Consider the following 12,555-nt stretch of genomic DNA (forward strand, 5'->3'; position numbering starts at 1 on the left):
AGCCGTCATAATTCGCCCCGGTGCCGTCCCTTCCGCGACGGCGAACAGGCATCCCCAATGTTTTCATTGCAGACCATTTTCGGCTCCGGCAAGCAGTTCTATACCTACCTCGACGAGGCCGCCCAGGCCGCCGCCGACAGCGCCAAGGCGCTGCACGCGATGATGCGCGAGGCCGACCGGCAGCCGGCTCTGGATGCATTCAAGCTGGCGCGCCTGCGCGAGCGCGCCGCCTCGGACAAGATCAGCCAGGCGCTGGTGGACAGCTTCATGACCCCGATCGAGCGCGAAGACATCGAGGCGCTGGGTTCGGCGCTGTACAAGATTCCCAAGCAGATCGAGAAGTTCGCCGACCGCTATTCGCTGGCCACCCAGCACCTGGCGCAGATCGACTTCGCGCCGCGCGCGGCGATGCTGGAGCAGGCCGCCGGCGTGGTGGTGGACATGGTCAAGGACCTGCGCCACATGAACATCGACCGCATGACGGCGATGAACGAGAAGCTGCGCGCTCTGGAGAACGAAGCCGACCGGCTGATGCTGGAGCTGTACCGGGAAATCTATTCCGGGCGCCTGGACAACCTGCAGATGTTCCTGCTCAAGGAATTCTTCGAGATCCTGGAAAAGGCCATCGACCGCTGCCGCGAGGCGGGCGTGGTGGTGTACCAGATCGTGTTGAAGAACAGCTGACGGGGACGGTCGATGCTCACCCTCGTACTGGTGGTGATCCTGGCAGCCCTCGTCTTCGAGTTCATCAACGGCTTCCACGACACCGCCAACTCCATCGCCACCGTGGTGGCGACCAAGGTGCTCTCGCCCGGCTGGGCGGTGATGCTGGCTGCGGGCATGAACCTGCTTGGCGCGCTGACCGGCACCGCGGTGGCGCTGACCATCGCCAACGGCCTGCTCAATGCCGACGTGGTCGAGGTCACCCCGCAGGTGATCCTGTGCGCGCTGCTTGGCGGCATCGTCTGGAACCTGATCACCTGGTGGAAGGGCCTGCCGTCCTCGTCCTCGCACGCGCTGATCGGCGGCCTGTGCGGTGCCGGTCTGGCCGCCGCGCACAACAACTGGGACGCGCTGATCTGGTCGCAGAGCGTCGGCAACTGGGCGCAGAACAAGGGCCTGCTGTGGAAGGTATTCGTGCCCATGATCACCTCGCCGATCGCCGGATTCCTGCTCGGCATCGTGGTGATGTGCCTGCTGTGGGCGATCATCGCCGGCATGGCGCGGATGGGCGGCGTGCTGCGGCGGCTGGCGCGTCCGCGCTGGGTCAACGCGTTCTTCGGCAAGGCGCAGATCGCTTCGGCCGCCTACATGGGCTTCGCCCATGGCCACAACGACGCGCAGAAGACCATGGGCATCATCGCCATGACCCTGATCGGTGCCGAGGCCACCGGCGCCTTGAACGACCTGCCGTCGTGGCTGGCGTTCATGCACCCGGATGCGCATGCCGGCGACGGCATCGCCATGTGGATCGTGCTGACCTGTGCGGTGGTGATGGCCGCAGGTACCGCCTCGGGTGGCTGGAAGATCATCAAGACCCTGGGCCACAAGATGGTCAAGCTGCACCCGATCCACGGTTTCGCCGCGGAGACCAGCTCGGCCACCATCCTGACCCTGGCCGCGCACTTCGGCATGCCGGTCTCGACTACGCACAGCATCTCCACCGCGATCATGGGCGTGGGTTTCGCCAAGAACCCGAAGTCGCTGCGCATCGGCGTGATCGAACGCATCGTCTGGGCCTGGATCCTGACCATCCCGGCGGCCGGCGGCTGCGCCTACCTGATCCTGAAGCTGTTCGCCGTCCTCGGTTGGAGCTGACCACCGCGTTCCTGCCGGACGCATGAGAAAGGCCCGCCGTTCCCGGCGGGCCTTTCGTTTGTGGATCGGGTCGGGAGCGGTTTCAGTTGCGCTGGTACATGGCGCGCACGTCGCGGCGGAACGCGGCCTGGCTGTCGGCGCGGCTGTAGAACATGTGTCCGCCCGGATAGCTGCGCACCTGCACGCGCTGCGGGTCGCTGCCCATGGCCGGCATCTGGTCCACGGTCAGGATCGAACCCATGAACGGGCACGACAGGTCGTTCCAGCCATGCGCGATCAGCACCTGCAGGCGCGGGTCGATGGCCACCGCCTGGCGCAGCTGGGTGACGGCGCCGGCGCGCAGGTCGCCGTTGCGGTCCCACAGGCGGTTCACTTCATAGCTCAGCGCGTTGTAGCGGGCGTCGACCTTCCAGCCGACCACGCGGGTGGCGAAGTCCACCATCGCCGTGGTGGTCGGGGCGATGATGCTGTCCAGCAGCGGATCGTTGGCGCGCTGCTCGGGGTCGGTGGGAAACGGATCGAAGGCGGTGACGTTGGAGTCGTAGCGGCTGCCCAGCGTGCCCTTGTCGCGGAACACCTCGCGCAGATAGGCCTGCGTTTCCAGCCGGCCGCCGGCGCGGCGCACGAATACCGGGTCCAGGCCGGTCAGTTCGGTGACTTTGCGGACCATAGCCTCGGTCGCCTGCGGGTCGGAGCGGCCTTTCATCAGCGTGGTGGCGTAGTCGCCGCGGGTGTATTCGACGACCTCGCGCATGGCCTCGTCGGTCAGCCGGCCCTGGCGTTCCAGGTGCGCGGCGGCGATCGAGGGCAGGGTCTGGATCCAGGCCATCGGCGAGACGTCGCTGTTGTCCTCCAGCGTCGGGCTCAGGTAGGGCGAGACCAGCACCAGCCCGTTCATCGCCACGCCCAGGCGGGTCTGCAGGTAGTGGGTGATGCGCGGGCCGCGGTAGCCACCGTAGCTCTCGCCGGTGAGGTATTTGCGCGAGGTCATGCGCTGGTTCTTCAGCAACCAGTCGTAGACCGCGCGCGACAGGTACTCGACGTCGGCGGTAGGGGTGAAGAACTGCTTCTTCGCTTCTTCGTCGGGAATGCGCGAGCGGCTGAAGCCGGTGCCGACCGGGTCGATGAACACCAGGTCGGTGAAGTCCAGCCAGGTGCCGGGGTTGTCGTGCAGCGTGGCCGGGGCCGAAGCGCTGTCGCCTTCGCTGCCGAAGGTGACCACCTTCGGGCCGATCGCGCCGAGGTTCAGATAGACCGACGAGGCGCCGGGGCCGCCGTTGAGGGCGAAGGTGACCGGGCGATCCTTGCCGGGCATCGTGTAGGCGGTGAATACCACGTCGCCGATGGTTTTGCCCTGCGCGTCGCGCACCGGCAGCGAGCCGACCGTGGCGGTGTAGTCGAGGGTGCGGCCTTCCAGACGCATGCTCTGGCGGGCGGAGGCATCGGCCGGAAGCGGCGTGGGGGCGGCCGGGGCGGCCTTGTCCTCGCCAGCGGTGTCGGCGGGTTTGGCCGGGGCAGGCACGGCGAACAGCAGGCCGGCGCCGAGCGCGGCCACGTACAGCAGGTGTTTCATGCGGAGGATCACAGGATCAGGGAATTCCTGATCCTATGCCTGCAAGGAGAGCGGCAAATGTGCTCAAAGCCATGGAGAACCTGCCAGCAGGAGCACACCATGATGCGATTCTGCGAGCTGGAAGCCGGATCGTCCTTGCACTCCAGCAGCGGCAGGCCGGCCTGTCCATCGCCGGAGTGACTGTGCCGTCGCCGCGGCAGGTGGCGACGAGTCGCCGGGGGCAGACTTCCAGTGAAGCAAGGTCGCCCTTGCTCTCCAACCGCGCCAAGCGGGACTGTCCGTTGCCAGAGTGTTTGCGCCGTCGCCACGGCAGGTGGCAACGAATCGCGGGGATCAGACTTCCAGCGAAGCCAGATCGCCCTTGCTCTCCAACCGCGCCAAGCGGGACTGTCCGTTGCCAGAGTGTTTGCGCCGTCGCCACGGCTGATAGCGGTGAATAGCCGGGGTTAAACCTCCAGCGAAGCCAGATCGCCCTTGCTCTCCAACCAGCCCTTGCGATCCGGAGCCCGCTTCTTCGCCAGCAGCATGTCCATCAGCGAGTGGGTCTGTTCGTCGTCGTCCACGGTCAACTGCACCAGCCGGCGCGTATCGGGGTGGATGGTGGATTCGCGCAGCTGCGCCGGATTCATTTCGCCCAGGCCCTTGAAGCGGGTGACGCTGAGCTGGCCGCGGATCTTCTCGCGTTCGATCTTCTCCAGCAGCGAGCGCTTTTCTTCCTCGTCCAGCGCGTAGAACACCTGCTTGCCCACGTCCACGCGGAACAGCGGCGGCATCGCCACGAACACGTGGCCGGCGGCGACCAGCGCGGGGAAGTGCTTGAGGAACAGCGCGGCGAGCAGGGTGGCGATATGCAGGCCATCGGAGTCGGCGTCGGCCAGGATCACCACCTTGCCGTAGCGCAGGCCGGAAAGGTCGTCCTTGCCCGGGTCGCAGCCGATGGCGATGGCCAGGTTGTGCACTTCCTCCGAGGCCAGCACGCTGCCCGAGGCCACCTCCCAGGTGTTGAGGATCTTGCCGCGCAGCGGCAGGATCGCCTGGAAATCCTTGTCGCGGGCCTGCTTGGCGCTGCCGCCGGCCGAGTCGCCTTCCACCAGGAACAGCTCGGTGCGCGACAGGTCCTGGCTGATGCAGTCGGCCAGCTTGCCGGGCAGGGCCGGACCTTGGGTGACCTTCTTGCGGACGACCAGCTTCTCGGTCTTCAGGCGCGCGCTGGCGCGCTCGATGGCGATCTGCGCGATCTTCTCGCCGATTTCCACGTTCTGGTTCAGCAGCAGACTGAAGGCGTCGTGCGAGGCGCTCTCGACGAAGCCGGCGGCCTGGCGCGAGGACAGGCGCTCCTTGGTCTGGCCGCTGAACTGCGGGTCGGTCATCTTCAGCGACAGCACGAACGACACGCGGTCCCACACGTCTTCCGGCGCCAGCTTGACGCCGCGCGGCAGCAGGTTGCGGAAGTCGCAGAACTCGCGCAGCGCCTCGGTCAGGCCGGTGCGCAGGCCATTGGCATGGGTGCCGTGCTGGGCGGTCGGGATCAGGTTGACGTAGCTCTCCTGCACCAGCTCGCCTTCCGGCAGCCACGCCACGGCCCAGTCGACGACTTCGGTTTCCTTCTTCAGGCTGCCGGTGAACAGGTCGGCGGGCAGCATTTCGCGCTCGCCCAGCTCGGCCTTCAGGTAGTCGCGCAGGCCGTCCTCGTAATGCCAGGTGTCGACTTCGCCGGTGGCCTCGTCGGTCAGCTTGACGGTCAGGCCCGGGCACAGCACGGCCTTGGCGCGCAGCAGGTGGCGCAGCGCGCGCACGTTGAACTTGCTGGTGTCGAAATACTTCGGGTCCGGCCAGAAGCGCAGGCGGGTGCCGGTGTTCTTCTTGCCGACGCTGCCGACCACTTCCAGCGGGCTGGCACGGTCGCCGTCACGGAAGCTGATGCGGTGCTCGCTGCCTTCGCGGCGGATGTGGATCTCCACCAGCGTGGACAACGCGTTGACCACCGACACGCCGACGCCATGCAGGCCACCGGAAAAGGTGTAGTTGCGGTTGCTGAACTTGCCGCCGGCATGCAGACGGGTGAGGATCAGTTCGACACCGGGGATCTTCTCCTCGGGGTGGATGTCCACAGGCATGCCGCGGCCATCGTCGCTGACCTCGCAGCTGCCATCCTTGAACAGGATGACTTCGACGGTCTTCGCGTGCCCGGCCAGCGCCTCGTCCACCGAGTTGTCGATGACTTCCTGCGCCAGATGGTTCGGGCGCGCGGTGTCGGTGTACATGCCGGGGCGGCGTTTGACCGGGTCCAGGCCGGAGAGGACTTCGATGTCGGCGGCGTTGTAACGGGCGTTCATGTATCTCGATAAAGCGCTGATGCGACGGGCAAGTTTGCGGTCTGGCGGGGAAATTTGCACGCCGGTGTTCAGTGCGGGGAGGGGCGGGCAGGGGTATCCTGCACGGGCTGGAAAGTGCGCAACCGGCCCCCATGTGTCGGTGGAAACTCCGGAGGATGAGGATGAAATCGTCGAAATTGCTGGTTCTGGCCGTGGCTGCCGCCGCCGTCGTGGCGGTGCCGCTGGTGATGGCGCAGAGCGCCGACAAGGGCAAGACGGGCGAGGCCGCCCAGAACGCCGCCGCGGACAAGGCGCAGAGCGAGGCCGAGCAGAAGGCCAAGCGCCGAGCCGCCGCCGCCGCCCAGGAAAAAGCCAAGGGCGAGCAGTCCGCCCCGCGCGAAGAGGAAGAAGAGGAAGCCCGCAAGCGTCGCTGACGCGGGTCTTCCGGTGTCGATGGACGCCCCGGCGCAGGCCGGGGCGTCTTTTTTGTTACGTCCCCGTGGCGGTAGGGCGCCGCCGCCGCCGCGATGCGGGACGGGATTTTTCGAGGTCGCCGCATTCCGCGCTTGGGTGTTCGCGCGACAACCTTTAAACTAGGGCTTTCCGGGAGGCAAGTGAGCCATGACCCCCCTTATTTTCGTTACCGGCGGTGTGGTGTCCTCGCTTGGCAAGGGCATTGCCGCCGCGTCGCTGGCCTCCATCCTCGAGGCGCGTGGCCTGAAGGTCACGATGATGAAGCTGGACCCGTACATCAACGTCGATCCGGGCACCATGAGTCCCTTCCAGCACGGCGAGGTCTACGTCACCGATGACGGTGCCGAGACCGACCTGGACCTGGGCCACTACGAGCGCTTCGTCCATACCCGCCTGAGCCGGAAGAATTCGGTCACCACCGGGCGCATCTACGAGAACGTGATCCGCAAGGAACGCCGCGGCGACTACCTTGGCGCGACCGTGCAGGTGATCCCGCACATCACCGACGAGATCCGCCGCTGCATCGACGAGGCCACCGAGGGCTTCGACGTGGCGCTGGTGGAGATCGGCGGCACCGTTGGCGACATCGAATCGCTGCCGTTCCTTGAAGCCATCCGCCAGGTGCGCACCGAGCGTGGCCCGGAGAAGGCGCTGTTCATGCACCTGACGCTGGTGCCGTACATCGGTGCCGCCGGCGAACTGAAGACCAAGCCGACCCAGCACTCGGTCAAGGAACTGCGTTCGATCGGCATCCAGCCGGACGTGCTGCTGTGCCGTTCCGAGCAGGCCATCCCCGATTCGGAACGGCGCAAGATCTCGTTGTTCACCAACGTCTCCGAGCGCGCGGTGATCAGCGTGCCGGACGTGGAGGTGCTGTACCGCGTGCCGATGGGTCTGCATGCGCAGGGCCTGGACGACATCGTGGTCAACCAGCTCAAGCTCGCCGACAAGGCCGGTCCGGCCGATCTGTCCGAGTGGGAGGCGGTGCTGGATGCGGCGCTGCACCCGCTGGACGAAGTGACCATCGCCGTGGTCGGCAAGTACGTGGACCACCAGGACGCCTACAAGTCGGTCGGCGAGGCGCTCAAGCACGGCGGCCTGCGCCAGCGCACCCGCGTCAACCTCAGGTGGCTGGAAGCGCAGGAACTGGAAGAGACCGGCATGTCCGCGCTGGAAGGCGTGGACGGCATCCTCGTGCCCGGCGGCTTCGGCGACCGTGGTTTCGAGGGCAAGGTGCTGACCTCGCAGTACGCCCGCGAACACCGGCTGCCGTATTTCGGCATCTGCTACGGCATGCAGGCGGCGGTGGTGGACTACGCCCGCCACGTGGCCGGGCTGGACGGCGCCAACAGCACCGAGAACGACCGCCAGTCGCCGAACCCGGTGATCGGCCTGATCACCGAGTGGCGCACCGCCAGCGGCGAGGTCGAGAAACGCGACGAGAAGTCCGACCTGGGCGGCACCATGCGCCTGGGCCTGCAGGAGCAGCGCCTGAAGCCGGGCACGCTGGCGCGCGAGCTGTACGGCAAGGACGTGGTGGCCGAGCGCCACCGCCACCGCTACGAGTTCAACAACCGCTACCGCACCCAGCTGGAAGACGCCGGTCTGGTGATTTCCGGCAAGTCGATGGACGACACGCTGGTGGAAGTGGTGGAACTGCCGCGCGAGGTGCATCCCTGGTTCCTCGCCTGCCAGGCCCACCCGGAGTTCCTGTCCACGCCGCGCGGCGGGCATCCGCTGTTCATCGGCTTCATCCGCGCCGCCCGCGAGAAGAAGGCCGGCGGCAAGCTGTTGAAGGAAGCGCGGGCCTGATGTTCCGCCTTCTCCCGCAGGGGAGAAGGTGCCCCGAAGGGGCGGACGAGGGTCGGGGGCAAAGCCCCGGGTACCTGATTCCGCAAGGGCTTCGCCCCCGACCCTCACCCCAGCCCCCCTTCCACCGGGAGAGGGGCTTCAAACACGAGGTAGTTGAATGAAGCTCTGTGGATTCGAAGTCGGCCTTGACCAACCGCTGTTCCTGATCGCGGGCCCCTGCGTCATCGAGTCGATGCAGCTGCAGCTCGACGTCGCTGGCAGGCTCAAGGAAATCACCGGCAAGCTGGGGATGAACTTCATCTTCAAGTCCAGCTTCGACAAGGCCAACCGTACCTCCGGCACCAGCTTCCGCGGCCCGGGCATGGAAGAAGGCCTGAAGGTGCTGGCCGAGGTGAAGAAGCAGATCGGCGTGCCGGTGCTGACCGACGTGCACGAATACACGCCGATGGACGAAGTGGCCTCGGTCGTCGATGTACTTCAGACCCCGGCCTTCCTGGTGCGCCAGACCGACTTCATCAAGAAGGTGTGCAGCGCCGGCAGGCCGGTGAACATCAAGAAGGGCCAGTTCCTGTCGCCGTGGGACATGAAGCCGGTCGTGGAGAAGGCCAAATCCACCGGCAACAACGACATCATGGTCTGCGAGCGCGGCGCCAGCTTCGGCTACAACAACCTGGTCAGCGACATGCGCTCGCTGAGCGTGATGCGCGATACGCAGTGCCCGGTGGTGTTCGATGCGACCCATTCGGTGCAGCTGCCGGGCGGGCAGGGCAGCAGTTCCGGCGGCCAGCGCGAGTTCGTGCCGGTGCTGGCGCGCGCGGCAGTGGCGGTCGGCGTGGCCGGCCTGTTCGCCGAGACCCACCCCGATCCGTCCAAGGCGCTGTCCGATGGCCCCAACGCGTGGCCGCTGGACAAGATGGAGGCGCTGCTGGAAACCCTGCTGGCGCTGGATTCGATCACGAAGAAGAACGGGTTCCTGGAGAGCACGGTCTGATGGCCGGCGGCGCTGGGCCAGCATGGGAGCGTGGCGCATGAAGCGAGCCATTCTTGTGACTGTGGCCTGCGCGCTGTTCGTGTTGGCGGGCAATGCCGGTGCATGCCATACCGACCCGCCGATCGTGACGCCGACCCTGCGCGAAGCCACTGAATCGTCGGAGATCGTGGCCGTGATCCATGTCGATTGGGTCGGGTGGCGGACATCGGAAGAAGAGGCGGAGTTTCGTCGCTTGTGGGAGCGCCCGCCAATGAATACGCCATTTTCCTATCCTGCCCGCTCGGCGCGTTTCAGTGTGAAGCGCGTCCTCAAGGGCAACATTCCGGCCGGTACCTTGATCCGCAGCGGCTCCGTCAGCTGCGAGGTCGGCCTGGCGGAAGGCCGGGACTATGTATTGTTTGCCAGCCTGCCTTCGGGAGAAGATGGCCGACTCATGCCGCTGCTCGGCACGTTTTCTCTGGATGCGCCCCCCTACACCGACGCCATGCTGGCCGAAGTGGAATCCTTCCTCACTCACTCCAACGCCCCCACACCATGACGACTATCGCCAAGATCCACGCCCGTGAAATCCTCGACAGCCGTGGCAACCCCACGCTGGAAGCCGAAGTCACCCTGGCCGACGGCTCGTTCGGTCGTGCCGCGGTGCCGTCGGGCGCTTCCACCGGCACCAAGGAAGCGGTGGAACTGCGCGATGGCGACAAGACCCGGTACCTGGGCAAGGGCGTGCGCGACGCGGTGGCCAACGTCAACGGCCCGATCGCCTCTGCGCTGAAGGATTTCAATGCGCAGGACCAGGCCGGCCTGGACCGCCGCCTGATCGACCTGGACGGCACCGAGAACAAGGGCCGCCTGGGCGCCAACGCGCTGCTGGGCGTTTCGATGGCCGCCGCGCATGCTGCCGCCGCCTCGAAGAAGCAGGCGCTGTGGCAGTACCTTGCCAGCAAGACCGGCGCCACGCCGTCGCTGCCGGTGCCGATGATGAACATCATCAACGGCGGCGCGCATGCCGACAACAACGTCGACTTCCAGGAATTCATGGTGCTGCCGGTCGGCTTCACCTCGTTCAGCGAATCGCTGCGCGCCGGTACCGAGATCTTCCACGCGCTCAAGTCGGTGCTCAAGGGTCACGGCCTGAGCACCGCGGTGGGTGACGAGGGCGGCTTCGCGCCGGACTTCCGCAGCAACGTCGAGGCGCTGGACACCATCCTGGAAGCCATCGGCAAGGCCGGTTACACCGCAGGCGAGGACATCCTGCTGGGCCTGGACGTGGCCTCCAGCGAGTTCTACGAGAACGGCAAGTACAACCTGGTCGGCGAGAACAAGCGCCTGACCTCCGAGCAGTTCGTCGACTTCCTGGCCGACTGGACCGCGCAGTACCCGATCATCACCATCGAGGACGGCCTGGCCGAGAACGACTGGGCTGGCTGGAAGCTGTTGACCCAGCGCATCGGCAGCAAGGTGCAGCTGGTCGGCGACGACCTGTTCGTGACCAACCCGAAGATCTTTGCTGAGGGCATCGAATCGGGCACCGCCAACGCGATCCTGATCAAGGTCAACCAGATCGGCACCCTGAGCGAGACGCTGGAAGCGATCGCCATGGCCGACAAGGCGCATTACGCGGCGATCGTTTCGCACCGTTCGGGCGAAACCGAGGACACCACCATCGCCGACATCGCCGTGGCCACTACCGCCACCCAGATCAAGACTGGCTCGCTGTGCCGCAGCGACCGCGTGGCGAAGTACAACCAGTTGCTGCGCATCGAGGAAGCCCTCGGCGGCAATGCGCGCTACGCCGGGCGTGACGCGTTCGTCTCGCTCAAGCGCTGACGCCGATGCGTGACTGGCGCTGGCTGCTGCTGGTGCTCGCGGTGCTGCTGGCGCTGCTGCAGTACCGCTTCTGGTTCGGTCCGGGCAATTCGGGCGAGGTGATGATGCTCGAGGCCCAGGTCACCAACCAGAAGCGCGACAACGAAGGCCTGCAGCAACGCAACGACGCGCTCGCCGCCGAGGTCAAGGACCTCAAGGAAGGCGAGGCCGCCATCGAGGAGCGTGCGCGCAGCGAGCTGGGCATGATCAAGCCAGGCGAGAAGTTCTACCGCGTGGTCGAGGACGCACCGGTCGCACGGCCGGCTGCGGCGCAGGCCGGCGCGCATGACGCCACGACGCAGGAGGTCGTGCCATGACCACGCAGGTCTGGGCGGTGGTGCCCGCCGCCGGTCGCGGCGCCCGCTTCGGCGGGCCCGTGCCCAAACAGTACCTGCTGGCTGCCGGCGAGCCGCTGCTGGCGCATGCACTGGCGGCGCTGCTGTCGCATCCGGGCGTGGCCGGGGTGATGGTGGCCATCGCCGAAAACGACGCCGACTGGCCGGGCTGGAGCGATTTCGCCGGCAAGCCGGTGCTGACCTGCACCGGCGGCGATACCCGCGCCGCCTCGGTGCTGGCCGGGTTGCAGGCCCTGCCGGAGAGCGTGCGCGCCGACGATTTCGTGCTGGTGCACGACGCCGCGCGGCCGAACCTGCCGGCGGTCGACCTGGGGCGCCTGCTGGAAGTGGGGCGTGCCGACCCGGTCGGCGCCATCCTTGCCGCACCGGTGCGCGATACGCTCAAGCGTGCCGGCGACGACGGTGGCATCGACCGCACCGAGCCGCGCGAGCGGCTGTGGCGCGCATTGACGCCGCAGTTGTTCCGCCGCCACCAGTTGACCCGCGCGCTGGCCGAAGCGACCGCCTCCGGCATCGAGGTGACCGACGAAGCCATGGCCATGGAGCGCCAGGGCGCGCGGCCGCTGCTGGTCGAAGGCGATGAGTGCAACTTCAAGGTCACCACGCCGGCCGACCTGGCCCGCTTCGAGTTCGAGCTGTCGCGGCGCGACTGAATCCCTGCCCGGCGCCCTGATGCCGGGCCCGACACGATGTATCCCAATGCCATGAATGCTTCCGCTGTCTTTCCGCCCATCCGCATCGGCCAGGGCTATGACGTCCACGCCTTCGGCGAGGGCGACCACGTCATGCTCGGCGGTGTGCGCGTACCGCACCGCTGCGGCGTGCTCGCGCACAGCGATGGCGACGTGATCCTGCATGCGTTGTGCGACGCGATGCTCGGCGCGCTGGCGCTGGGCGACATCGGCCAGCATTTCCCGCCCAGCGACGACCGCTGGAAAGGTGCGGACAGCAGCGATTTCGTGCGCCACTGCAACGGCCTGCTGCGCGAGCGCGGCTGGCAGGTGGGCAATACCGACATCACCGTGATCTGCGAGCGGCCCAAGGTCGGCCCGCATGCGCTGGCCATGCGCGAAACGGTGGCGCAGCTGCTGGGCGTCGCTCTGGACCGGGTCAGCGTCAAGGCCACCACCAGCGAGAGACTGGGCTTCACCGGCCGCGAGGAAGGCATCGCCGCGCAGGCGGTGGTGCTGCTGGTCGCGGCGTAAGCCCCGTTTTCGATTGCCCGGTATCCCGTAGGAGCGCACTTCAGTGCGCGAAGAGGCTTTCCCGGTCAATCTCCACGCGTAACCGGTGAAAGCAGAAATCGCATGCAAGCTCCGTCGCGCACTGAAGTGCGCTCCTACAGGATGC

Annotated in this window: 12 protein-coding genes; 10 read left to right on the forward strand and 2 right to left on the reverse strand. The window is 66.9% G+C overall.

Annotated elements, in window-relative coordinates; all coding sequences use genetic code 11:
* Positions 1–57 precede the first annotated feature (57 nt).
* Both AC1DGW_RS02325 and AC1DGW_RS02330 read left to right on the forward strand, forming a co-directional pair.
* Positions 58–684 carry a DUF47 domain-containing protein gene (locus tag AC1DGW_RS02325; RefSeq protein WP_478019052.1) on the forward strand — a complete coding sequence of 209 codons (627 nt, stop codon included), beginning with the start codon at positions 58–60 and terminating at the stop codon, positions 682–684.
* A 12-nt stretch (positions 685–696) separates the two neighbouring features.
* Positions 697–1,818 carry an inorganic phosphate transporter gene (locus AC1DGW_RS02330; protein ID WP_478019053.1) on the forward strand — a complete coding sequence of 374 codons (1,122 nt, stop codon included), beginning with the start codon at positions 697–699 and terminating at the stop codon, positions 1,816–1,818.
* Positions 1,819–1,900: 82 nt separating this feature from the next.
* Here AC1DGW_RS02330 and AC1DGW_RS02335 read toward each other — a convergent pair whose 3' ends face one another.
* Both AC1DGW_RS02335 and parE read right to left on the reverse strand, forming a co-directional pair.
* Complete coding sequence (locus tag AC1DGW_RS02335; protein ID WP_478019054.1) at positions 1,901–3,391, reverse strand: S10 family peptidase; 1,491 nt, start codon at positions 3,389–3,391, stop codon at positions 1,901–1,903.
* A 446-nt stretch (positions 3,392–3,837) separates the two neighbouring features.
* The gene (gene parE / locus AC1DGW_RS02340) at positions 3,838–5,727 is read right to left on the reverse strand and encodes a DNA topoisomerase IV subunit B (RefSeq protein ID WP_478019055.1); all 1,890 of its coding nucleotides are present in this window, start codon (positions 5,725–5,727) and stop codon (positions 3,838–3,840) included.
* Between the two features lie 161 nt (positions 5,728–5,888).
* Between parE and AC1DGW_RS02345 the strand changes: the two genes are divergently transcribed.
* The 8 genes from AC1DGW_RS02345 to ispF all read left to right on the forward strand — a co-directional run bounded on the left by AC1DGW_RS02345 (position 5,889) and on the right by ispF (position 12,410).
* Positions 5,889–6,140 carry a hypothetical protein gene (locus AC1DGW_RS02345; RefSeq protein ID WP_478019056.1) on the forward strand — a complete coding sequence of 84 codons (252 nt, stop codon included), beginning with the start codon at positions 5,889–5,891 and terminating at the stop codon, positions 6,138–6,140.
* A 187-nt stretch (positions 6,141–6,327) separates the two neighbouring features.
* A complete protein-coding gene (locus AC1DGW_RS02350) occupies positions 6,328–7,992 on the forward strand; it encodes a CTP synthase (RefSeq protein ID WP_478019057.1) in 1,665 nt (554 codons plus the stop codon).
* A 157-nt stretch (positions 7,993–8,149) separates the two neighbouring features.
* A complete protein-coding gene (gene kdsA, locus AC1DGW_RS02355) occupies positions 8,150–8,983 on the forward strand; it encodes a 3-deoxy-8-phosphooctulonate synthase (RefSeq protein ID WP_478019058.1) in 834 nt (277 codons plus the stop codon).
* Between the two features lie 37 nt (positions 8,984–9,020).
* A complete protein-coding gene (locus AC1DGW_RS02360) occupies positions 9,021–9,521 on the forward strand; it encodes a hypothetical protein (RefSeq protein ID WP_478019059.1) in 501 nt (166 codons plus the stop codon).
* Positions 9,518–10,810: a phosphopyruvate hydratase gene (eno, locus tag AC1DGW_RS02365; RefSeq protein ID WP_478019060.1), complete on the forward strand. Its 1,293-nt coding sequence runs from the start codon at positions 9,518–9,520 to the stop codon at positions 10,808–10,810. The genes AC1DGW_RS02360 and eno overlap by 4 nt, the downstream gene beginning before the upstream one ends.
* Before the next feature lie 5 nt (positions 10,811–10,815).
* Positions 10,816–11,166 carry a cell division protein FtsB gene (ftsB, locus tag AC1DGW_RS02370; protein WP_478019061.1) on the forward strand — a complete coding sequence of 117 codons (351 nt, stop codon included), beginning with the start codon at positions 10,816–10,818 and terminating at the stop codon, positions 11,164–11,166.
* Entirely contained in the window at positions 11,163–11,858 is a 696-nt protein-coding gene (ispD, locus tag AC1DGW_RS02375) for a 2-C-methyl-D-erythritol 4-phosphate cytidylyltransferase (RefSeq protein WP_478019062.1), read from the forward strand. The genes ftsB and ispD overlap by 4 nt, the downstream gene beginning before the upstream one ends.
* A 51-nt stretch (positions 11,859–11,909) precedes the next feature.
* Positions 11,910–12,410 carry a 2-C-methyl-D-erythritol 2,4-cyclodiphosphate synthase gene (gene ispF, locus AC1DGW_RS02380; RefSeq protein WP_478019063.1) on the forward strand — a complete coding sequence of 167 codons (501 nt, stop codon included), beginning with the start codon at positions 11,910–11,912 and terminating at the stop codon, positions 12,408–12,410.
* The last annotated feature ends 145 nt before the right edge of the window (positions 12,411–12,555 follow it).

It is taken from the genome of Stenotrophomonas sp. 05N423, from assembly GCF_056397145.1.

Bases quoted from the DNA above. Each gene is read 5' to 3' on its own strand.
- AC1DGW_RS02325 (WP_478019052.1), top strand. From the start codon at position 58: ATGTTTTCATTGCAGACCATTTTCGGCTCCGGCAAGCAGTTCTATACC.
- AC1DGW_RS02330 (WP_478019053.1), top strand. From the start codon at position 697: ATGCTCACCCTCGTACTGGTGGTGATCCTGGCAGCCCTCGTCTTCGAG.
- AC1DGW_RS02335 (WP_478019054.1), bottom strand. From the start codon at position 3,391: ATGAAACACCTGCTGTACGTGGCCGCGCTCGGCGCCGGCCTGCTGTTC.
- parE (WP_478019055.1), bottom strand. From the start codon at position 5,727: ATGAACGCCCGTTACAACGCCGCCGACATCGAAGTCCTCTCCGGCCTG.
- AC1DGW_RS02345 (WP_478019056.1), top strand. From the start codon at position 5,889: ATGAAATCGTCGAAATTGCTGGTTCTGGCCGTGGCTGCCGCCGCCGTC.
- AC1DGW_RS02350 (WP_478019057.1), top strand. From the start codon at position 6,328: ATGACCCCCCTTATTTTCGTTACCGGCGGTGTGGTGTCCTCGCTTGGC.
- kdsA (WP_478019058.1), top strand. From the start codon at position 8,150: ATGAAGCTCTGTGGATTCGAAGTCGGCCTTGACCAACCGCTGTTCCTG.
- AC1DGW_RS02360 (WP_478019059.1), top strand. From the start codon at position 9,021: ATGAAGCGAGCCATTCTTGTGACTGTGGCCTGCGCGCTGTTCGTGTTG.
- eno (WP_478019060.1), top strand. From the start codon at position 9,518: ATGACGACTATCGCCAAGATCCACGCCCGTGAAATCCTCGACAGCCGT.
- ftsB (WP_478019061.1), top strand. From the start codon at position 10,816: ATGCGTGACTGGCGCTGGCTGCTGCTGGTGCTCGCGGTGCTGCTGGCG.
- ispD (WP_478019062.1), top strand. From the start codon at position 11,163: ATGACCACGCAGGTCTGGGCGGTGGTGCCCGCCGCCGGTCGCGGCGCC.
- ispF (WP_478019063.1), top strand. From the start codon at position 11,910: ATGAATGCTTCCGCTGTCTTTCCGCCCATCCGCATCGGCCAGGGCTAT.